The sequence below is a fragment of the Nocardioides sp. HDW12B genome, from assembly GCF_011299595.1.
In the GTDB taxonomy this organism is placed as follows: Bacteria; Actinomycetota; Actinomycetes; order Propionibacteriales; family Nocardioidaceae; genus Marmoricola_A.
In genome coordinates, this window is sequence record NZ_CP049867.1 from 3,855,988 (window position 1) to 3,876,197 (window position 20,210).

Below are 20,210 nucleotides of genomic sequence, written 5' to 3' on the forward strand. Positions count from 1 at the left end.
AAGGGTTGACAAAGAGTCCGAGGCGGGAGCATGGTTGTTCAACCAGATAGTTGAGGACGGTGTCATGGTCGACCAGCTCTCCCGGGTGTTCGCGGCGCTCGCCGACCCCACCCGGCGCGACATGGTCGCCCGGCTCACCGACGCCGACGCCACGGTCACCGAGCTCGCGGCGCCGTACGACGTGAGCCTGCAGGCGGTCTCGAAGCACCTCAAGGTCCTCGAGGACGCCGGGCTCGTGAGCCGGACGCGCGAGCAGCAGCGGCGCCCGGTGCACCTGGAGGCGGAGGTGTTCGACCTGATGACGAAGTGGATCGAGCGCTACCGCCAGCAGGCCGAGGAGCGCTACCGCCGCCTCGACGACGTCCTGGCCCGGATGGATGCCGACTGCACCCTCAGACCCGAGACCCCCGAGACCCCGCACACCATGGAAGGAACAGCGTCATGAGCAACCTCGCGACCCACCCCCAGGCCACCATCGAGGCCGACCCCACCGTGCCGGCCATCCACATCACGCGCGAGTTCCGCGCGACGAAGGCGCAGCTGATCCGGGCCCACACCGACCCCGAGATCTTCGCGCAGTGGATCGGCCCTCGCGACCTCGAGACCCGCATCGACCACTGGGACGCCCGCTCCGGCGGCAGCTTCCGCTTCACCAACATCCGCCAGGGAGACGAGGGACCGGAGGAGTACTCGTTCCGCGGCTGCTTCCACGAGGTCGGCGACCGCCTCGTCCAGACGTTCACCTGGGAGGGCATGCCCGAGGGTGTCTCGCTGGAGACGCTGACCTTCGAGGAGCTCGGTGACGGCCGCACCCGCCTGCACGCGATGTCCCTCTGCGACAGCTTCGAGGGCCGCGACGGCTGGCTGCGCAGCGGCATGGAGGTCGGCGTCAACGACGGCTACGCCAAGCTCGACGACCTCGCCGCCGCCGGCGCGCTCGCCTGATGGCCCTCCCCACCGACGAGGCGGCCCGCCACCGGGAGGTCGCGGGCCGCTTCAGCGACCTGGTCCGCGGTACGACGACCTGGGACGCCCCCGCGCCCGTCGAGGGCTGGACCGCCCGCGACGTCGTGGAGCACCTCACCACCTGGCTGCCCGGCCTCCTCGCGTCGGTCGACATTCCGTTCACAAGAACGGTCAGAACCCGCGATGAGAACGGGGACGGGGGTTCTGACCGTTCTTTTGAACGGAATGTGCACCCCGTGGTGGCTGAGTGGGAGGCCCACGCGGCGGCCGTCCAGGCCCTCCTCGACGACCCCGCCAGCCGGGAGCGCCCGGTCACCAGCCCGCACTTCCCGGAGATGTCGCTGACGCAGATGATCGACCGGCTCTACACGACCGACGTCTTCATGCACTCCTGGGACCTGGCCCGCGCGACCGGCCAGCCCGACCGCCTCGACGCCGACCACGCCACCGAGCTGCTCGCCGGGATGCAGCCGCTGGACGAGATGCTGCGGGCCTCCGGCCAGTACGGCCCCAAGGTCGAGCCAGGTCCCGGCGCCGACGCGACCGACCGGCTCATGGCCTTCGTCGGTCGCGACCCGGCCTGGACGCCCTGACGGTCCGGACGGCAGGCAGCTCGCCGACATCGGGGCCGTTTCCGGGCCGATGCGCGCCAACTGCCTGCCCGTCGGCCCCCGGTCAGGCAACCGGCACGGCAGCGGCGGGGACGCGGTCCGACCCGGCCCGGTGCAGCCGCAGCGTGATGGCCAGGAGGGCCGCCGCCACCACCCACAGGTTGACCTCGGTGTAGGCCCAGTGGCGGTCGGCGTCGGGCGGCACGATGCTGCTCACGAGCGTGTCGATGCCGGCGGCGACAGCGAAGCCGGCCACCACGACCCCCAGCCCGGCCAGCGCGCGGACAGGCACCGCGCGGCGAGGGAGAACCGCGACGCCCAGCGCCACGGAGGCGATGACGAACGAGGCCAGCCCGGTGAGGAAGAACGGCCCCTCGAACGGGCTCTCGCCCAGTCCTCCGGCTGACCCGATGGCCAGACCCTTGAGGGCCCAGAGGGCCGCTGCGGCAGATGCTGCGATGAAGGAAACACGAGTTGATGTCATGGCGACAACAGTCGACGCAGCGCTGGCCTCGACGCATCACTCGCGGGAGTGATGTCGGACGACGTCCTCCTTCCCTACGCTTCCAGGATGTCCCGTCGCACGCTCGCCGGCGCCGCGCTCCTGGTCCTGGCCGGAGCGTTGCCGCTGCTCGCGGTCGCGCTCGACCAGGACTGGTACCTCGACGGGCCGCTGCTGGTCCTGCTCGCCATCGCCGGTGGCTACGCGGCCGGCGCCTGGCTGCCTCGGGAGGCGGCCGCCGCCGGGTGCGTCGGCGCCGTGGGCGCTCTGGTGCTGGCCAACCAGCTGCACGGGGCGACCTACCACCCGGTCGACGACCTGGTGTTCTTCCTCGCGATCGTCGGCGGTCCCGCGGCCGCGGGCGCGGCGGTGTCGCTGCGGGCCGCCCAGGTCGCGCGCCTCGAGCGGCTCCAGGCGGACCTGACCGCCCAGCAGGAGGTCGAGGTCCGCGCGGCCCGGGTGGAGGAGCAGGTCCGTGTCGAGCAGGAGGTGCACGCCCGCCTCGCCGAGCGCATCGCCGCCATCGCGGTCCTCGCCGAGGGCGCGCAGAGGACCCCCGACAACGGCGTCCTGCCCGTGATCGAGGGCGAGGCGCGCGGGGTGCTCGACCAGCTCCGCGGCGCGCTGGGCGCCCTCAGCACCGAGTCGCCGCCCGCGTCGGAGGACCAGGGGGCCGCCGCGGACGCCTCAGAAGGTGCCGCCCCGGGCGTCGGCGTCTGGGACGTGGCTCTCGCCGCGGGTCTCGGAGCGGCCCTCGCAGTCGAGTGTGCCGTCGCCCCGGCCGCTCGCGGCCCGCTCTGGCTCAACGCGGTCGCAGCCGCGGTCGTGGCCGCCCCCCTCGTCGTACGTCGCTCCCGCCCGCTCCTCGCGGTGGTCGCCTTCAGCCTCGCCGGCGTGCTGATGAGCGCCTGGCTGACCCCGTTGCCGGCGACCGTGACCGGGGTCGCCCTGCTGCTCGTCGTCTTCTACAGCGTCGGCGCCTGGTGCCGACGGTGGTGGTGGGTCGCGGGCTGGGCGCTCGCGCTCGCGGGGTCGGTGGTCATGGACACGGTGGCCGGCCTCGACGACGACGCCGACTCCGGTGACGCCGCCTGGATCGTCGTGGTGCTGACCGTCGGGGCGGTGGCCGTCGGCCGGGTCACGGCCGGGTGGCAGGAACGGCTGCGGCGCACCGAGGTGGTGGTGGGTGAGCTCGAGGTCCGAGCCGGCGCCGCCGTACGCCTCGCCCGTGCCGAGGAGCGCCAGGCGCTCGCGAGCCGGTTGCACGACACCGTCGCGCACGCGATGACGGTGGTGTGCCTGCAAGCGGCCGGTCACCAGCGGGCAGGGTCCGACCCCGGACCGGCGCTGCGGACGATCGTCGACGCCGCCGGCACGGGCCTGGCCGAGCTCCGCGACGGCCTGGACGCCATCGAGACCGGCGCGAACCCGCTCGAGGGCTCACGCATCGCCGCGGTCGGGCGACGCATGGGCGTCGACCTCGAGGTCGACAGCGAGGTGGGCAGCGAGGTCGGCGAGCCCGACCACCCAGCAGGCCCGGCCGCAGGCCTCGCCTTCCGCGTCGTCAGGGAAGCGGTCGTCAACGTCGCCCGGCACGCCCCCGGGGCGTCGGCCCACGTCCACGTGCGCCGTGTCGGCCCGGCGCTCGAGGTGGAGGTGGCCGACGACGGGCGCGGTGGCCTCCCGGTCGTGACCGGAGCCGGTCGTGGGCTGACCGGCCTGCGCGACACCGTCGTCGGCGGAGGCGGGCGGCTCGAGTGGGGCCCGCGCGCCGACGGCGGGTTCAGCGTCCGTGCCCGCATCCCGGAGGAGACGCCGTGACCTCGATCCTGCTGGTCGACGACCAGGAGCTGGTGCGCACCGGCCTGCGCATGATCCTGTCGGCCGAGCCCGACCTCGAGGTGGTCGGCGAGGCGGCCGACGGCGCCGCCGCGGTCGAGCAGGTCCACGCGCTGACGCCCGACGTGGTCCTCATGGACATCCGGATGCCCGGCGTCGACGGGATCGAGGCGACCCGGCGGATCACCGCGACGACGAGCGCGACCCGCGTGGTGATGCTGACGACGTTCGACCGCTCGCCGCTGGTCTACGACTCGCTGCTGGCCGGCGCCAGCGGCTTCCTGCTCAAGGACACCCCCGGCGACCAGCTCGCCTCCGCGGTGCGCGCCGTCGCGCGCGGCGAGGAGCTGCTCTCGCCCCGCATCACCCGCCGTCTGATCGAGGAGTTCACCCGTCCCGGGCGCCAGGGCGGCCCCGCCGGCTACGACCAGCTCACCGAGCGCGAGGCCGAGGTGCTCCAGCTCGTGGCCCGTGGCCGCTCCAACGCCGAGATCGCGGGCGAGCTCTTCGTGAGCCTGCAGACCGTCAAGACCCACGTCGCCCGGGTGCTGGCCAAGCTCGGGGTGCGCGACCGCGTGCAGGCGGTGGTCCTGGCCTACGAGCACGGGCTGGTGCGCCCCGGGGAGTGAGGCCGCCGCAGGCCGTGTCGGAGGTGGGGGACAGGATGACCGCGTGACCCTGATCGAGACCCGCAACGACGTCCTGATGCTGGTGGGCCGCGAGGACTTCACGCCGCCGCGCTCCTTCGGCGGAGCCAGCGCCACCGCCACCCACGACTGCGTCGCCTTCGCCGTGGGCGAGGGCCCGGTCACGGTCGAGCTGACCCCGGTCGCCGCGGGCGGCCTCCAGCCGCTGGGCGAGTTCGTCATCGAGGCCGAGGGACTGCTGTCGCTGCGCGACGTCTGGAACAAGGAGTACGACGCCGCCGGCGTCACCCCCGGCCTGACCCGGGTCGCCGTGCTGGGTGACGACCCCGACGCCCCGACCCACGTCGCGCTGGTCTTCTCCGCGGCCGACTGAGCCGCGCGGGCTCCGTCCGCGGTGGCTCGTGCCGCCACGCGTGACGCGGCGCTCGCCCGGACGGGCAGCTCTCCCCGGATCCGGCTCCCGCGCCCCTTGCCGAGCCCTGAGCTGCCCGTTCGAGCGTGCGGGTGCCCCGACCTAGACTGGCCGGGACAGCCGCACGGACCGTCGAGGGAGCAGGCATGAGGGGCAGCGCCGCACGTGGCGTGCTCAGCGGCGCCGTAGCCGGCGCCGGCGCCTGGGTCGCCCACACCGTCTCCGGCGGCGAGGTCACCCCGACCGCCGGGCTGGTCGCGCTCGCCCTCGCGCTCGCCCTCGGCCCGCTTCTCCTCGCCCCCTCCCGTACGTCGCCCCGCTCGCCCGAGCGGGCTGCCGCGCCCGCCGACCCGCTCCGCGTCGCCGCCCTCATGCTGGCGACCCAGGGCGTCTGGCACCTCGTCTTCATGGTCGGCGCCGCTCCGGCCGCCGCCCTGCCCGCGAACACCCCGGCCGCCACTTCGGCCGGACCCGAGCACACCGCGCTCATGCTCGCCGCCCACCTGCTGGTCGCCTTCGCCGCGACCACGGTGGCCGTGGGTCTCGACCAAGCGCTCGTGCAGGCGGCCGTCCGGGTCACCGCCGCACTCCTGCCCCGCCCGGTCGTCGACGTCACCCCGCTCCCCGTCCCGAACCGACCCGCCCCGGTCCGCACCGCGGCCCCGCCGCCACTCACGTCGGCCCGTCTCCTCCTCACGCGCGTCCTGCGCGGCCCGCCGACGGGCGCCCTGCCGGTCCGCTGAGCTCCCCTCACCCGCGACCGGCACCCGCGTCCCCGCCGCCGGTGCGCCGGCGGATATCCCGTGCGCCCGGATCACGGGCGCGCCCAAGTCGTGAGGAGACCTGAGTGAGCAGCACGAACAAGAACGCGAGCAGCAAGAAGAAGAGAGCCGCCGACCCGCAGCGCTCGGAGGCCGCCCGTCGGGCCGCCGAGATGATGAGGGCCCAGCAGGCCCAGGCCCGTCGCCGCACCGTGATGATCCAGGTCGGCGCGGCCGCGCTGGTCGTCGTGGTGGTGCTGGCCGTGACGATCGCGGTCCTGCGGGCCCAGGACGGCGCCGAGCCGTCCGCCGTGCCCCCGGAGGTCGACGACCAGGGCGCCCTGGTCCTCGGCAACCCCGAGGCCGCCGTGACGGTGCAGGTCGTCGAGGACTTCCAGTGCCCCGCGTGCCGCGCCTTCGAGGCCGCCAACGGCGACCTGCTGCGCTCCTACGTCGAGGGTGACGAGGTCCAGGTCGCCTACCGCGGCATCGCGTTCCTGGACCGGGCGTCGTCCACCGACTACTCCAGCCGGTCCCTCAACGCGTCCGCCTGCGTGATGGCCGAGGGCGGCGACGTGTGGTCGCGCTTCCACCGCAGCCTCTTCGAGCAGCAACCGCCGGAGGGCGGGGCGGGTCTCAGCGACGACCAGCTGGTGCGTCTGGCCGAGGCCGCCGGCGCGGACGAGGACGCCGTACGCACCTGCGTCGACGACGGCACCTACGCCGACTGGGTCGCCTCGACCACGACGCAGGCCGGTGACGACGGGGTCGACGGCACGCCCACCGTCTACGTGGACGGCGAGGAGCTGGAGGACACCACCGCCCTCGAGGCCACCGTCGACGCCGCGCTGCAGGACGCCTCGTGACAACCACGAGCACGCCGGTCACCCCCGTGCCGGTCGACGACCGGGCCGCTGACCTCCGGCCCCTCGGGCGCGGCCTGGCGGTCCTGGGGGCGATCGGCCTGGCCGCCGCCTTCGCGCTGACCGTCGACAAGATCCGCCTGCTGCAGGACCCCGACTTCGTGCCCGGCTGCGACCTCAACCCGGTGCTGTCGTGCGGCTCGGTGATGCGCACCGACCAGGCGGAGGCGTTCGGGTTCCCCAACCCGCTCCTCGGCCTGGTCGGCTTCGGGGTCGTCGTCACGGTCGGCGTGCTGCTGGCCACCGGGTTCCGCCCGGCCCGCGGGGTGCTCGCCGGGCTGGCCCTGGGGTCCCTGGCCGGCGCCGGTTTCGTGCACTGGCTGGCGTTCCAGAGCCTCTACCGCATCGGCGCGCTGTGCCCCTGGTGCCTGGTGGTGTGGGCGGTGACGATCCCGATCATGGTGTGGTCCGTGCTCACCGCGTGGCGCACGATCCGGCCGTCCCGCGCCGCCGAGCGCCTGTGGTCGGTGCGCTACCTGCTCGTGGCAGCGTGGTACCTCACCGTCGTCGTGCTCGCCCTCGTCCGCTTCTGGAGCTACTGGAGGACCCTGCTGTGAGCACCGTGTCCCGAGGGCTGCGGGCGCTCGCGCTCGCCCTCCTCGTCCTCGGCCTGCTGCCGGTCGGCACCGGCCCGGCCGCCGCGCACGCCGCGCTGGTCTCCAGCGACCCGCGCGACGGCGCCCGCCTCGAGCAGCTGCCGGGCCGGGTCATGCTGACCTTCACCGAGGAGGTCTCGAGCCCGGCGTACGTCGTGGTGCGCACGTCCGGCGGGACGCAGCTGGCCTCCGGCGACCCGGAGGTCGACGGCGCCACCGTCTTGCAGCCGCTCGCCGCCGACGGGGTGTCCGGCGGGGTGTCCGGCGAGGTCACGGTGGCCTACCGCGTCGTCTCGGTCGACGGCCACCCGGTCACCGGCGAGATCTCCTTCACGGTGGCCCCGCCGTCCGGGTCCGCCGCGGACCCCTCGACCGGCCCGAGCGAGCCGGCTGCGGAGCCGTCGGCCGGCGACGCCGCAGGCGGGAGCGGCTCGGAGCCCGCCGCCGAGGCGGCGGCCGCCGAGCCCGCGTCCGAGGGGTTCTGGGCTTCGCACGGCTCCCACTACGTGCTGGGTGGTTTCCTGGTCCTCGTGGCGGGCGGGTTGCTGTGGATGGCGCGAGGGCGGGCGAGCCCGTGACCCCGCCCACCACCACGGAGCCGGCGGCGAACACCCGCGACACCCCCGCGCGCGGGCTGACCGGCAGCCGTCTGGCGCTGCTCGTGCTCCTGCCCGCGCTGGTGGCCGGCGGCGTGCTGCTCGCGCTCGCGGGCGGCGTACCGGCCGCAGCGCCCGTCGGCCTGCCCGATCCCGGCCGGGTGACCACGCTCGGGCTGCCGCTGGCCGGCCTGCTCGACCAGCTGCTCGCCGTGCTCGTCGTGGGCTCGTTGCTGGTGCCGCTGCTGACGATGCGACGCCCCGACGAGGAGGTCCGCGGGCGGGCGTTCAAGGCTTTGTGGACGGTGCGCCGGCTGGCGCTGGCGTGGGTCGTCGTGACGGCGGCTGTGATCGTGCTGACCGTCTCCGACCAGTTCGCCGTGCCGGTCTGGCAGCTCACCCCCGACCTCGTGGGGCAGGTCATCGGGCAGTCCGACCTCGGGCTGGCGCTCTTCGTGCAGCTGCTGCTGGTCACCACCGTGGCGGTGGCGAGCCGGTGGGCCCTCAAGGCCCGCGAGGTCGGCGCCGTGCTCGGCCTCGCGCTGGCGGCCGTCGTCCCTGCCGTGCTCACCGGGCACGCCGCCTCCTCCGGCAGCCACGACACCGCCGTCGTCAGCATGCTCGTGCACGTCTGGGGCGTGGTGATCTGGATGGGCGGCGTCGTCGCGCTGGCCTGGCACCTCGGCTCCGACGACGAGCGCCGCGCGCTCGCGGCCCGACGCTTCTCCCCGCTCGCCGCCTGGTGCTTCGCGCTCGTCGGGCTGTCGGGCGCGCTCAACGCCGCCGTCCGGCTGGGCTCGTGGTCAGCGCTGGTCACCACCGGGTACGGCGCCGGCGTCGTCGCCAAGGTCCTCGTGCTCGTGGCCGTCGGTCTGGTCGCGGCCCGGCTGCGGAGCGGCGTACGCGCGTCCTCCGAGGCGACCGGGCGCGGGGTGCTGGCCCGGCTCCTGGCCCTCGAGGTCGCCGTCCTCTCGGCCGCCATCGGCCTCGGGGTCGCGCTGTCGCGCACACCCACCCCGGTCGGCGAGCCCTACACGAGCGCGGCCGAGAGCCTGCTCGGCGGGCCGCTGCCGCCGGCGCCGACGCTCGGACGGCTGCTGTGGTCGTTCACCCCGTCCGGGGTCGGGCTGGTCGTGGTCGGGCTCGGCGCGGCGCTCTACCTGCGCGGGCTGCTGCGGCTGCGGCAGCGCGGCGACCGCTGGCCGGTGGGCCGCACGGTGGCGTGGTTCGCCGGTCTGGCGACCGTCGGCTACGTGACGATCGGCGGTCTCGGCGTCTACTCGCACGTCGCGTTCAGCGCCCACATGACCGCCCACATGGCGCTGTCGATGCTCGCGCCGATCCTGCTCGTGGTGGGCGCCCCGGTCACGCTCGCCCTGCGCGCGCTGCCCGGGCCGGACGTGCCCGGCGGGGTCGGCCCGCGCCAGATGCTCGCTGCGCTGCTGCGCTCACGCTTCGTCGCGTTCTGGGCGCACCCGCTGGTCGCCTCGCTGCTCTTCGTCGTGAGCCTGTACGGCGTCTACTTCTCCGGGCTGTTCGGGGCGCTGATGATGAACCACCTCGGGCACGCCCTGATGGAGGTCCACTTCCTGCTGACCGGCTACCTCTTCTTCGAGGTGCTCATCGGCGATGCCCCGATCCCGCGCCGGCTGCCACACCTCGCGCGGCTCGGGCTGCTCATCGTGGTGATGCCGTTCCACGCGTTCTTCTCGATCGCGATGATGAACACCGAGCCGCCGGTCGGGGGCGAGTTCTACGCGCTGCTGGACCGGCCGTGGGCCTCGGACCTGTCGGCCGACCAGTACCTCGGCGGCTCGATCGCCTGGGGCCTCGGTGAGGTCCCGATCGTGATGGTCGTGATCGTGGTGCTGTTCCAGTGGTTCCGCCAGGACCGCACGCGTGCCGCCCGTGCGGACGCCCGCGCCGACCGTGACGACGACGCCGAGCTGCGCGCCTACAACGAGCGGCTGGCGGCCATCGCGGGCCGGGACGCCGGGGACGCGGGGCCCAGGGGGCAGCGCGCCGAGCCGGCTGAGCGCCCGGACTGACCTCGACGGGGAATCCGCGTGTCACCTGGTGACCTCCCGGTTCCCCGCTGACGCCGGTCCAGCGCCGGCGATCCGGGCGCGGACCTGACGAACCGGCCCCGGGAGGACTCCCGGGACCGGTTCGGTGGTGTCAGCCGCGCAAGCGGCAGATCGGGTGGACTCCCGGGGCCGGCTGCGTTGCTCTCAGCGGCGCGAGCGCCAGACCGCCAGGACGACGAGGCCGGCGACGAGGGCGCCGACGCCGAAGGCCAGCTCCCGTCCGTGCTGGTCGGAGACCTGACGGGCGGTCCGCTGGGTCGCGGTCTTCTTCTCCTCGGCCCAGCCCTTGGTGCGCGACTTGACGTCGAGCTTGGCGCCGAGCGCCTCGACGGTGGCGCCGAGCTGCTTACGCGTCCGCTCGAGGTCACGCTCGATCTCGTCGACCGTGCGGTTGTCGGGCTGCCCGTTGGCGGACGCGGTGCCGCCGGCCGGGGTGCCGGTGCTGCTGGACGACTCGGTCATGAGCGCGCCTCCTTCACGGCCGCGATGTCGCGGGCGACGTTGCGCTTGGTGGCCTCGACGGGCGGGGCCGCCTGCTGGACCTTCTTCTTGCCGGCCAGCGCGGCCACGCCGGCGATCGCGAAGAGCACGACCGTGACGATCAGGGCCGCCAACCAGCCGTCGAGGAACGTGCTCAGCCCGAGGATGACGGTCGCCACCAGGGCGCCGCCGCCGTACAGGGCGAGCACGCCCGAGGCGCCGAAGAGCCCCGCACCGCGACCGACGTCCTTGACGGTCTGCTGGATCTCCGCCTTGGCCAGCTCCATCTCGGAGCGCACAAGGGTGGAGGTCTGCTCGGTCATGCGCGAGACGAGCTGCGCGGTGCTGAGCTGTGACGGGTCGGCCGGGTCGGTGGTGGTGACCGTCGTGGTGCCGCCCGCCGGGGACGCTCCGGTCACGGGAGGTTCCCCTGGGGGCCGGGGCCCGCCTGGCCGACGGTCTCGCTCAGCGGCGTGCCGGCGTCACCGTTGTCGGCACCGGCGGGCGCCGCAGAAGCGTTGCCGGTCGACGAGGCGGAGCCCGACGAGTCCGACGAGTCGCTGCTGGAGCGGACCTCGCTGACCTTGTCGCTCACCTTCTCCTGCACGGTCGAGGCGGCGGTCTTGGCCTTGTCCTGGGCGACGTCCTGGGCCTGGGCGACCTTCTCCTGCACGCGCGGGTCGCGGCGTACCTCGCCGGCCTTGGCCGACAGCTTCTCGTACGGGCCGCGCCCGGCGCGTGAGCCGAGGACGAAGCCGATGGCGCCTGCGGTCAGCGTGACAATTCTGCTCATGTGAGCCTCCAACGTGTTGTGTGGCCAGCCGAGTCGGCCGTCCTCCGAGTAGGACCGGCGCGGAGCAGCCCGTGAGGGCGCTCAGCGCACGTCACCTGTCCCGTACCCCGTGCGGCACCGCTCAATCGGGTGCCGGCCGCGGTCAGACGGGGTCGCGACCCTCCGCGGCCCGCCCGGGGGCGTGCGCCAGGTAGGTCCACCGCGCCTCCTCGGCGGCCGACTGCGCTCCGCTGGCGCTCGCGACGGCGGCGACGAAGGCCGGGCTGCTGATCGAGTACAGCTCGGTCGGGCCCTCCGCGCGGACCGTCATGGTGCGGGTCGTGGGGCCCAGCAGGGCGATCTCGCCGAAGCCCTCGCCCGCGCCCATGGTGCGCACCAGCCGCTCGCCGTCGAGGATCTCGACCGCGCCCTGCTCGACCACGTAGAAGCTGTCGCCGGGGGCCCCGGCCTCGAAGAGCACCTCGCCGGGGCTGAGCGTGACCCGCCCGAGCCCGCGACCCAGCTGCTCGAGGACGGGCACCGGCAGCGGCCGCAGCATCGGCACCTGCCGCAGCACGCCCAGCTCGTCGGTGCGGGTCGACACCGAGCGGTCGATCCGCGTGAGGCTGCGCCACGCCAGGAGGCACACGGCGGGCGCGACGAGGCCGACGAGGACCAGGGCGGCCTCGGTGCCCAGCAGCTCGATGGCCAGCGGGGCGGTCAGCGAGCCGACACCGACGGCGAGCGCGCCGGCGCTCTCGAGGACGCCGAAGACGCGCGCCATCACGTCGTTCGGCACCATGCGGGCCAGCAGCGTGAAGGCGGTGACGTCGACGAGGCTGTTGCCGATCCCGATGACGGCGGCGGCGAGCAGCGCGACGGGGTACGACGGCAGCACCCCCATGATCGCCAGGGGCGCACCCCACAGCACGACCGCGATCCCCAGCCACCGGGTCATGGCCCGGCTGCCGACGAGCATCACGCACGCCAGGCTGCCGGCGAGGGCCCCGACGCCGACCAGGCCCTGGATGACGCCGACGCTCGACTCGGGCCGACCGAGCAGGTCGATGGCGACCACGATGACGAACACCGAGAAGGCCCCGCGGATGGCGGCCTGGAGCACGACCAGCGACACCACGACCGTGACGCCGCGGTCGGAGGCGACCGCCGTCCAGCCCTCGCGGATCTCGGTGACCAGGCGGCGCTGGGCCGGGGGAACCGGGATGCGCTCGTAGTCGAGGGCGAGCAGGAGCGCGGCCGAGACCAGCGCGCAGACGCCGGCGAAGACGAACACGGCGGCGACGTCGCCGATCCCGACCAGCAGCGCGGCCACGAGCGGGCCGACGATGACGCTGAAGGAGTCGAGGCCGCCGCGGACGACGTTGACCGAGGTCAGCTCGTCGGGGGTGCGGCACAGCGACGGCATGAGGGCCGAGTGGCCCGCGCGGAATGGGGTGAACGCGATGGTCGAGGCGATCGCCAGCACGTAGACGAGCACGGTCGGGCCGTCGGCGAGCAGCACCGGGGCGGCGGCGAGGGTGGTGAGTCCCCGCACCGCGCTGGAGGCGATGAGGACGCGCTCACGCGGCAACCGGTCGGCGTACGCCGTGATGAGGGGGGCGAGGAGCGCGGCCGGCAGGAGGCGCAGCAGACCGACGACGCCGACCGCGACCGCGCCGCCGTCGGCGAACGCCACGAGACCGATCGCGACGGTGAACGCCCACTCGGCGGTGAAGGCGAAGCCGAACGATCCGAGGGACCGGACGAGCGCCGGGTTGCGCATCAGACCGGACCCCCGCTTCACCGCTCGATGCTCACACGGCAGGGGCCCGGGTGGTCAGGGGCGTACGACCTGATCCGGGGCGAATCAGACAGGCCTGGTCGGCGGATCCACGCGGTGCTGGTCGAGCAGGTCACGGGCCGCGGCGAGAAGGTCCGGTGGGACGGCGTCGGGGCTCGACCCGGGTGGTACGGCGGGTCGGCTGTCCAGGCTGCGCGGGCCCGAGGCGTCGCTCTCACCAACCGGGGCGAAGGCCGCGACGACGGCCTCCTCGATCGCCGCGACGTCGAGGCCGGGCAGCTCCTCGGCGAGCGCGCCGACCGAGGCGGTGTCGAAGTCCTGGTCGAGGCAGCGGTAGACCTCGGCGAGCACCGGGCGGAGGCGGTCGGTGTCGCCGACGACGAGCAGCGAGCTGAACAGCCAGGCGCCGGGCGTCATGCGCTGGGCGGTGCCGACGAGCTTGCGGGTGCCGTGGGCGTTGATGCTGTGCGCGCCAGGACAGTACTCGCCCGGGACGGCGCCGAGGCGGGCGTCGACGCCGTACCCCCGGAACAGCGTGACGAAGCGCTGACCGAACTCCTCGAACCGCTCGTCCTGCCCGCCGATCGCGCCGACCTCCGCCCGGACGTGGTCGACCACCAGCGCGGCGTCGGTGTAGGCGACCGCTCGGCCGCCGACCGCGCGGACGACGGGCTCGAACCCGGCCGCCCGGGCCGCCGCCACCGCCGCCGGGAAGCCCGGCAGCCGGGTGTCGCGGCGCCCGAACGCGACGGTCGGCGAACGCGGCCGGTAGACCCGGACCGCCTCGTCGAGGCCCCCCGCCTTGGCCTGGTTGAGCATCGCCCGCGCCACCGCCAGCTCCAGCCCCGCCTCCACCCCACCCGCCCCGACGCCGTCCGCTCCGACCCCACCCGCCAGGGGACCCCGCATCAGCCGCATGCCCCCATCCTCCCGCCCCGCCGAAGCGTCGCGTATGTCCCGCCGAAGCGTCGCCTGTGTCTCGCCGAAGCGTCACGTGTGTACGACCGAGACGTCACATCCGGCGTCCCGCCTCTGCTGGCCGGGCTCGCGCTCACCGTCGCAGTGGGTCCTCGTGCCCGGAGGGGTCCGTCGGACGTGCAGTTCGCCTCTCAGCCCCGTGATCTGGCCCGTTCCTAGCCGAGCTGCACGTCCGACGGCTCCGGCAGTCGAGAGACCTCGACGGGCGTGCCGACGGGCGGGGAAGCTCGTGACCCGAGCAGCCCGATCTGGTCCGTTCCTGGGCCGACCTGCCTGCCCGTCGGCTCGTCTCAGCTGAGCTTGGCGAGGCCCTCCTCGACGGCCTGCACGAGCCGCGGCCGCAGCTGGGCCGCGGTGATGACCTCGTCGACCGACCCGACCCGGACGGCCCGGTGGATGTCGTGGACGCCGTCGAACTCGGCGGCCACCTCACCGATCTTCTCCGGGCGTACGGCGGCCCGCAGCTCAGCCAGCTCCACCACGAGGCGTCCCTTCTCGGTCCCGGACGCCTCGGCGATCCGGGCCTCCAGGTCGGCGATCCGGGCGTCGGCGGAGACCCGCTTGGCGACCTCGCCGGCGAAGACCACGGCCGCCGCCGGCGCGCCGCCGATCACCGACGCGTAGGAGCCCTCGAGCGCCAGCACCGTCATGTTCGGGTTCAGCGCCTTGGAGAACACCACGAACGCGCCACCGTGGTAGCGCGAGATCACCACGAACGCGATCGGCCCCTCGAAGTTCACGATCGCGCGCCCGATCTCAGCGCCGTACTCCAGCTGGAGGTTGCGCATCGAGTCCGGCGACCCGTCGAAGCCCGACAGGTTCGCCAGCACCACGAGCGGACGGTTGCCGCTGGCCGCGTTGATCGCGCGCGCCGCCTTCTTCGACGACCGCGGGAAGAGCGTCCCCGCCGTGTAGGTGTCGGGCCCGTCGGTGGGAGGGAACCCGCGCCGCGGCACCGGCCGCGACTCGATGCCGAGCAGGGCCACCGGGTGCCCGCCGAGGTGCGCGTCCTGCACCACCGCGGTGTCGGCGTCGGCCATGCCGGCCCAGCGCTCGAGCGTCGGATGGTCCTGGTCGGCGACGGCGCGCATCACGGTGCGGATGTCGAAGGCCCGCTTGCGGTCTGGGTTCGTCTCGCTCGAGAAGATCTCCCCGACGGTGGTGAAGTCGCTGTCGGGGTGCGTGTGCGGGAACGGCGACACGTCGCGGTCGACCGGGTCGCTCGTCTCGGCCTGACGCGGCCGTGCCTCACCCGGTACGACGTACGTGTGGTCGTAGTGGGCCATCAGCACGCCGAACGCGCCGGCGAGGTCGGGCGCCCAGTACTGCGCCTGGCCGTTCGGGCCCATGACGCGGTCGTAGCCGCCGATGCCGTAGTTGTCCTCGGCCGAGACGCCACCGGAGAAGTCCAGCGACTGCTTGCCGGTGAGCACCATGGCGCTATCTGGTGTCATGACAAGAATGCCCTTGGTGTGCATGAGCATCGTGGCCTCGGCGTTCCAGTAGGGCTGCGCGCCCACGTTGATGCCCGCCACCACGACGTTGATCTCGCCGCCGGCCTGGGTGAACGTGATGATCCGCTTCAGCGCGGCCGCCACCCAGTCCATGTTCTCGGTGCCGGAGTCCATCGAGATCCGGGCACCGGCCGACAGAGCGAACCACTCGACGGGCACGCCCATCCGCTCGGCGAGGTCGATGGCGGCGATGACCCGCGCGCACTCCGGCTCCGACACGGCGCCGAGCGCCTTGGTCGGGTCGCCGCACAGCACGACCCGCGTCACGCCCTCGGGGTGCAGCGCGGTCGGCGTGGTCACGACGGCGACGAGGATGCCCGCCTTGTTGAGCCCGCGGGGCCGGTCCACCGGCACGAGGTCGCCCTTGTCGTCGAGGTCGTGCTCGACCAGCGACCCGTTCGGCCCGGCCAGCACGCCCTCGAGCTCGTAGGGGTAGACCAGCCCGCGACGCCGGGCGCGCACGACCTTGGAGGCGTATTCGTCCAGCGGCGCCAGCGGCTCGGTCGGCGGCTCCTCGAAGGACGCCGTCACCCCGGCGCCGGGCTGGGCGTGGAAACGGATCGCCAGCGGCACCGGGCCGTCGGGCGAGGCCACCCGGCCCTGGGCCAGCACCTCGGCGATGCCGGTGCCGTCGGTCAGCGGCGTGATCTTGCCCTGCAGCGCGGTCAGCTGCTCGGGGTCGGCCTCGACCAGCGGCCACACCTGCACCCAGACGTGGTTGTTGTCGAGCTTGCTGCCGGCGGCGCCACGCGAGCTGCGCGTGCGCCGAATAGCCTCAAGGCAGTTCTCGACGGCCCGCTCGGCGTGGGGCATGCCGGTGACGTTGCCGTCGTCGTCGCGCACGACGGCGAGCTGGCGCACCTGCGCCAGCGCGACGAGTCGCCGGTCCTGCGGGTTCTCCTTCGCGACGCACTCGTAGAGCAGCACGTCCTCGGGAGCCTCGACGCGCGTGACGTCGAAGTGGCGCAGCCGCCACAGGTTCAGCCGGCGGCCGACCATCGGGTGCACGCCGCGCACCAGGTCGTCCTCGAAGACGCCGCCCTCGGGCGACGGCCGGTAGGTGTAGTAGCCGACGGGACGGTCGTCCCCGGCACTCACCGCGACCGCGACACGACGTACGTCGCTGGCGAACGGCAGCGCGCCGACGACACCCGCCAGCTCGGCGGCCGCCTCGTCCGCGGACTCCGGCGCCTCCGGCCAGTGCAGGTAGAGGTCGACGACCCCGTGCTGACCGGCAGCTCGCTCGGCGAGCTCCTCACCCAGCGCGGTCGCCAACGAGCCGGAGTCGTCGGAGAGCTCGGCGAAGGTGCCGAGCGTGGAGACCAGCCGGGTCGGCCGGTCGTCGAGCGTGTAGTCGGCCACCGCGAACGGCCGCCCGCCCCGCTGGCGCGACTCGAGGCCGGTGAGGTCGTACTCGCGGTAGTGGCGGCGCACGAGCACCTCGAGCATCGGCTCGTGCGCCGGTACGCCGTCCGCGAGCCGCTCGGCGAGGAAGCGCACGATCGGCTCGGGGATGTTGGTCAGCGTCTCGATGCGCTCGGCGCGGTCGGCCATGCCCGGGTCGGCGGCGAGCGCGGCTACCTGGTCGCGGACCTCGGCGAGCACGCTGGTGCGCTCGGCGTCAACGAGTGGCTGGTCGAACCAGCGGAACCGCACGCTGCGCGCGAGGTCGCCGACCACGGGGAAGCGCAGCTGGGTGGCGCGCACGAGCCGCTCGAGGGTCTCGCGGGCGGGCCCGGCGATGTCGTCGGCCGGCGGCGGCTCGGCGATCCAGCGCTGCAGCAGTGAGGTCGCGAGGTGCACGTCGGAGGTGGAGCGCGACTGGGCGAGGAAGACGCGGAAGACGGCCTCCTCGAGCGCCGACGTGCGCTCGGCCTCGGTGACGCCGTAGCGCGCGAGCACGCGGGCGAGCCGGTCGCGGAACTCCTGCGGCAGCGCGCCGCGGTCGGCGTCGAGGCTCTGCAGGTAGGTGTGGAAGTGCTCGCGCGAGCTGTGGATGCGCAGCTCGGTGTGCAGCTCCTCGCCGGCGGGGCGGTTGCGGCTGAGCTCGGCGAAGTCGGCGAACAGCGCGAGCAGCTCCAGCTCGTCACGCACCACGTCGACGCCGTCGGCCTTGAGCTCCTCGCGGGCGGCGAGGTAGTCGTTCAGCGCGAGGCCGGGCGTCTGCGGGTCGACGTCGAAGCCGAGCAGCTGCGCGGTCAGGTCCGCGCGAGCGCGGGCGGCGCGCACGGCGGCCGGGGCGTCGGTGGGCTCCGCGGGCAGGTCGAGCTCGGGCCCGGTCACTGCGGCGGCGCCGGCCTCGGCGGGGTCGCCGACGGGCTCGAGCCGCGCCAGCGGTGCGCCGGTCTCGACCTGGCTGCCGGTCATGACCATGAGCTCGCGCACCTTCGCCTCGAAGGGCGCGCGCAGCACGGTCTCCATCTTCATCGACTCGAGCACGAGGACGGGCGCTCCGGCCGGCACGACGTCGTCGACCGCGACGGGGGAGCCGACGACGAGCGCCGGGGCGGGGGAGCGCAGCACGCCGCCCTCGTCGCGCGTGACGCGGTGGGCGACGCCGTCGACCTCGATGAGGTGGACCGGCTCGTGGGTGGCGGTGACGAGGCGGTACACGCTGGTCGAGCTTCCGGTGGTCGAGCTCGTCGAGACCCCCTCGATCAGCAGCCGCGCGTGGAACTCGCTACGTCGCTCGAGCTCGGCCACGACGACCTGCTCGACGTCGCCGGAGGCCACGCCGACCCGGAAGCGGTGGGGCCCGGTCTGCAGGACCGCCACCTTGTACGGCGTACCGCGCAGCTTGAAGTCGACCGGGTGGCCGACGCGGTGCTGGACCTGCGGGCGGCCGCCGTGGGCGCTCTCGAGCAGGCGGGTGATCTCGAGCTGGGCCTCGTCCTCGTAGGCCTCGATGCCGGCGGCGACGAGCGCGATGCCGGAGTGCTTGTGGGAGACGAGGCGGCCGGCCTCGCGGGCGCGGTCGATCCAGGCGGTGTCGGCCCAGTCGGTGCCCGAGGGACCGCCGTCGACGACCTCGGGCTGGTCGAGCAGGTCGAGGACGAAGCTCTTGTTGGTGGCGCCGCCCTCGATGACGACGGTGGTCTCGGCCATGGCGCGGCGCAGGCGGGCGAGCGCCTCGTCGCGGGTGCGGCCGTAGGCGATGATCTTGGCGATCATCGAGTCGAACTCCGAGGGGATGGTGTCGCCCTCGCTGACGCCGGTGTCGACGCGGATGCCGGGGCCGGCGGGCAGCTCGAGCAGGGCGATGCGGCCCGGGGACGGCGAGAAGTCGCGGTCGGGGTCCTCGGCGTTGAGCCGCGCCTCGACGGCGTGGCCCTTCTCGACGGGCTTCTCGCCCTCGAGGCGGCCGCCGGACGACACGTGGATCTGGGCCTTGACGAGGTCGAGGTCGGTGGTGAGCTCGGTGATGGGGTGCTCGACCTGGAGGCGGGTGTTGACCTCGAGGAAGGCGAAGGTTTTCTCGCCCGGGTGGTAGAGGAACTCGACAGTTCCGGCGCCGCGGTAGTCGACGGCGATCGCGAGCCGCTCGGCCGAGGCCTTGAGCTCGTCGGTCTGGCTGTCGTCGAGCAGCGGGGAGGCGGACTCCTCGATGACCTTCTGGTTGCGTCGCTGCACGGTGCAGTCGCGTACGCCGACGGCCCACGCGGTGCCCTGGCCGTCGGCGATGACCTGGACCTCGACGTGGCGGGCGCCGGTGACCAGCCGCTCGAGGAAGACGATGCCGCTGCCGAAGGCGCGCTCGGCCTCGTCGCGGGTGCGCTGGTAGGCGTCCTCGAGCTCGGCCGCGGACTCGACCTTGCGGATGCCGCGCCCGCCGCCACCGGCGGTGGCCTTGAGCATGAGGGGGTAGCCGATGGACTGCGCGGCCTCGAGGGCCTGCTCGAGAGTCTCGACCCCGCCGCGCGACCAGGGCGCGACCGGTACGCCGACCTCCTCGGCGATCAGCTTGGAGCCGATCTTGTCGCCGAGCTTGCGCATGGCCTCGCCGCTGGGGCCGATGAAGGTGATGCCGAGCCGCTCGCAGAGGTCGGCGAAGTTGGGGTCCTCGGCGACGAAGCCCCAGCCGACCCAGACGGCGTCGGCCTTCGTGGCGACCAGGGCGCGCTCGAGGGCGGCGTGGTCGAGGTAGGGCCGGCTCGCGGCCGGGCCGAGCGCGTGGGCCTCGTCGGCCTCGCGGGCGAACATCGCCGTGCGTTCCTCGTCGACGTGGAGGGCGATCGTGCGGATCTGCTGCCCGCCCTCGGCGTTGAGGTCGCGTACGGCGTGGATCAGCCGCATGGCGGCTTCACCGCGGTTGACGATGGCGATGCGCTTGAACACGTGTCTCTCCTGCGGCGGCTCGGGGAGGTGCCGTCTTCGGAGGCTGTCACGGGTCGTGGGTTACGGGCGAGTCACCAATCGGAACGGGGGCGTCTCTTGTAGGAACCCTCCAAACGCTGTCGTTTGCAGGTGTCGGGATCGTCCTCGCGCGGCAAGAGCCGATGTGCCGGCACGACGTCCGCCGGGTCCGCGGTGTATGGCGACACGGCTGTGGGTGGCGGACACGCACGTACCCCGGCTGGCACGGGACCTGCCGACGCAGGTGTGGGGCGCCCTGGAGAGCGTGGACTTCGTTGTCAACGCGGGCGACTGGGTCGAGGAGGCGCTCTTGGGCGAGTGCGATTCACAGGCCCGCGGCACAAACGAATCGACGGTTAGATCAGGGCGTCT

Annotated in this window: 18 protein-coding genes; 11 read left to right on the plus strand and 7 right to left on the minus strand. The window is 74.0% G+C overall.

All coding sequences use genetic code 11. The features are described from left to right. Positions 1-64 precede the first annotated feature (64 nt). From G7072_RS18055 to G7072_RS18065, 3 genes are read left to right on the plus strand one after another with little or no spacing between them, the layout of a single operon-like run. The gene (locus G7072_RS18055) at positions 65-445 is read left to right on the plus strand and encodes a metalloregulator ArsR/SmtB family transcription factor (protein WP_166088841.1); all 381 of its coding nucleotides are present in this window, start codon (positions 65-67) and stop codon (positions 443-445) included. After that, positions 442-945, plus strand: a complete 504-nt coding sequence (locus G7072_RS18060) for an SRPBCC domain-containing protein (protein ID WP_166088843.1) — start codon at positions 442-444, stop codon at positions 943-945. The genes G7072_RS18055 and G7072_RS18060 overlap by 4 nt, the downstream gene beginning before the upstream one ends. After that, complete coding sequence (locus tag G7072_RS18065; RefSeq protein ID WP_166088845.1) at positions 945-1,559, plus strand: TIGR03086 family metal-binding protein; 615 nt, start codon at positions 945-947, stop codon at positions 1,557-1,559. The genes G7072_RS18060 and G7072_RS18065 overlap by 1 nt, the downstream gene beginning before the upstream one ends. Positions 1,560-1,641: 82 nt before the next feature. Here the strand turns inward: G7072_RS18065 and G7072_RS18070 are convergent, their stop codons facing one another. Next, complete coding sequence (locus G7072_RS18070; protein WP_166088848.1) at positions 1,642-2,061, minus strand: hypothetical protein; 420 nt, start codon at positions 2,059-2,061, stop codon at positions 1,642-1,644. Between the two features lie 87 nt (positions 2,062-2,148). On the opposite strand from G7072_RS18070, the gene G7072_RS18075 reads away from it, so the two are divergent. The 8 genes from G7072_RS18075 to G7072_RS18110 all read left to right on the plus strand — a co-directional run bounded on the left by G7072_RS18075 (position 2,149) and on the right by G7072_RS18110 (position 9,901). Further along, the gene (locus G7072_RS18075) at positions 2,149-3,900 is read left to right on the plus strand and encodes a histidine kinase (RefSeq protein WP_166088850.1); all 1,752 of its coding nucleotides are present in this window, start codon (positions 2,149-2,151) and stop codon (positions 3,898-3,900) included. Next, positions 3,897-4,547 (plus strand): response regulator transcription factor, encoded by a 651-nt coding sequence (locus tag G7072_RS18080; RefSeq protein WP_166088852.1) that lies wholly within the window; start codon positions 3,897-3,899, stop codon positions 4,545-4,547. The genes G7072_RS18075 and G7072_RS18080 overlap by 4 nt, the downstream gene beginning before the upstream one ends. A 43-nt stretch (positions 4,548-4,590) precedes the next feature. Continuing rightward, complete coding sequence (locus G7072_RS18085) at positions 4,591-4,938, plus strand: hypothetical protein (protein ID WP_166088854.1); 348 nt, start codon at positions 4,591-4,593, stop codon at positions 4,936-4,938. Positions 4,939-5,123: 185 nt separating this feature from the next. Next, a complete protein-coding gene (locus G7072_RS18090; protein ID WP_166088856.1) occupies positions 5,124-5,720 on the plus strand; it encodes a hypothetical protein in 597 nt (198 codons plus the stop codon). Positions 5,721-5,824: 104 nt separating this feature from the next. Further along, positions 5,825-6,604, plus strand: coding sequence for a thioredoxin domain-containing protein (locus tag G7072_RS18095; protein ID WP_166088858.1), 780 nt, complete (start codon positions 5,825-5,827; stop codon positions 6,602-6,604). Then, positions 6,601-7,218: a vitamin K epoxide reductase family protein gene (locus G7072_RS18100; RefSeq protein ID WP_166088860.1), complete on the plus strand. Its 618-nt coding sequence runs from the start codon at positions 6,601-6,603 to the stop codon at positions 7,216-7,218. Before G7072_RS18095 ends, G7072_RS18100 begins: the two co-directional genes overlap by 4 nt. Then, entirely contained in the window at positions 7,215-7,835 is a 621-nt protein-coding gene (locus G7072_RS18105; protein WP_166088862.1) for a copper resistance CopC family protein, read from the plus strand. Before G7072_RS18100 ends, G7072_RS18105 begins: the two co-directional genes overlap by 4 nt. Continuing rightward, entirely contained in the window at positions 7,832-9,901 is a 2,070-nt protein-coding gene (locus G7072_RS18110; RefSeq protein ID WP_166088865.1) for a cytochrome c oxidase assembly protein, read from the plus strand. Before G7072_RS18105 ends, G7072_RS18110 begins: the two co-directional genes overlap by 4 nt. Before the next feature lie 183 nt (positions 9,902-10,084). Here G7072_RS18110 and G7072_RS18115 read toward each other — a convergent pair whose 3' ends face one another. The 6 genes from G7072_RS18115 to G7072_RS18140 all read right to left on the minus strand — a co-directional run bounded on the left by G7072_RS18115 (position 10,085) and on the right by G7072_RS18140 (position 19,820). Next, the gene (locus G7072_RS18115; protein ID WP_166088867.1) at positions 10,085-10,402 is read right to left on the minus strand and encodes a DUF3618 domain-containing protein; all 318 of its coding nucleotides are present in this window, start codon (positions 10,400-10,402) and stop codon (positions 10,085-10,087) included. Then, positions 10,399-10,839, minus strand: a complete 441-nt coding sequence (locus tag G7072_RS18120) for a phage holin family protein (RefSeq protein WP_240917038.1) — start codon at positions 10,837-10,839, stop codon at positions 10,399-10,401. Before G7072_RS18120 ends, G7072_RS18115 begins: the two co-directional genes overlap by 4 nt. Then, the gene (locus G7072_RS18125; RefSeq protein WP_166088869.1) at positions 10,836-11,213 is read right to left on the minus strand and encodes a hypothetical protein; all 378 of its coding nucleotides are present in this window, start codon (positions 11,211-11,213) and stop codon (positions 10,836-10,838) included. The genes G7072_RS18120 and G7072_RS18125 overlap by 4 nt, the downstream gene beginning before the upstream one ends. A 142-nt stretch (positions 11,214-11,355) precedes the next feature. Then, positions 11,356-12,996 carry an MFS transporter gene (locus tag G7072_RS18130; protein ID WP_166088871.1) on the minus strand — a complete coding sequence of 547 codons (1,641 nt, stop codon included), beginning with the start codon at positions 12,994-12,996 and terminating at the stop codon, positions 11,356-11,358. Positions 12,997-13,059: 63 nt separating this feature from the next. Then, positions 13,060-13,911, minus strand: a complete 852-nt coding sequence (locus G7072_RS18135; protein ID WP_166088874.1) for a lipoate--protein ligase family protein — start codon at positions 13,909-13,911, stop codon at positions 13,060-13,062. Between the two features lie 350 nt (positions 13,912-14,261). Then, positions 14,262-19,820, minus strand: a complete 5,559-nt coding sequence (locus tag G7072_RS18140; RefSeq protein WP_166088876.1) for a carboxyl transferase domain-containing protein — start codon at positions 19,818-19,820, stop codon at positions 14,262-14,264. Between the last annotated feature and the right edge of the window lie 390 nt (positions 19,821-20,210).

What these genes read in the sequence shown, in the direction of transcription:
- G7072_RS18065 (WP_166088845.1), top strand. Translation starts at nt 945, where the DNA reads ATGGCCCTCCCCACCGACGAGGCGGCCCGCCACCGGGAGGTCGCGGGC.
- G7072_RS18125 (WP_166088869.1), bottom strand. Translation starts at nt 11,213, where the DNA reads ATGAGCAGAATTGTCACGCTGACCGCAGGCGCCATCGGCTTCGTCCTC.
- G7072_RS18070 (WP_166088848.1), bottom strand. Translation starts at nt 2,061, where the DNA reads ATGACATCAACTCGTGTTTCCTTCATCGCAGCATCTGCCGCAGCGGCC.
- G7072_RS18055 (WP_166088841.1), top strand. Translation starts at nt 65, where the DNA reads ATGGTCGACCAGCTCTCCCGGGTGTTCGCGGCGCTCGCCGACCCCACC.
- G7072_RS18115 (WP_166088867.1), bottom strand. Translation starts at nt 10,402, where the DNA reads ATGACCGAGTCGTCCAGCAGCACCGGCACCCCGGCCGGCGGCACCGCG.
- G7072_RS18135 (WP_166088874.1), bottom strand. Translation starts at nt 13,911, where the DNA reads ATGCGGCTGATGCGGGGTCCCCTGGCGGGTGGGGTCGGAGCGGACGGC.
- G7072_RS18075 (WP_166088850.1), top strand. Translation starts at nt 2,149, where the DNA reads ATGTCCCGTCGCACGCTCGCCGGCGCCGCGCTCCTGGTCCTGGCCGGA.
- G7072_RS18090 (WP_166088856.1), top strand. Translation starts at nt 5,124, where the DNA reads ATGAGGGGCAGCGCCGCACGTGGCGTGCTCAGCGGCGCCGTAGCCGGC.
- G7072_RS18060 (WP_166088843.1), top strand. Translation starts at nt 442, where the DNA reads ATGAGCAACCTCGCGACCCACCCCCAGGCCACCATCGAGGCCGACCCC.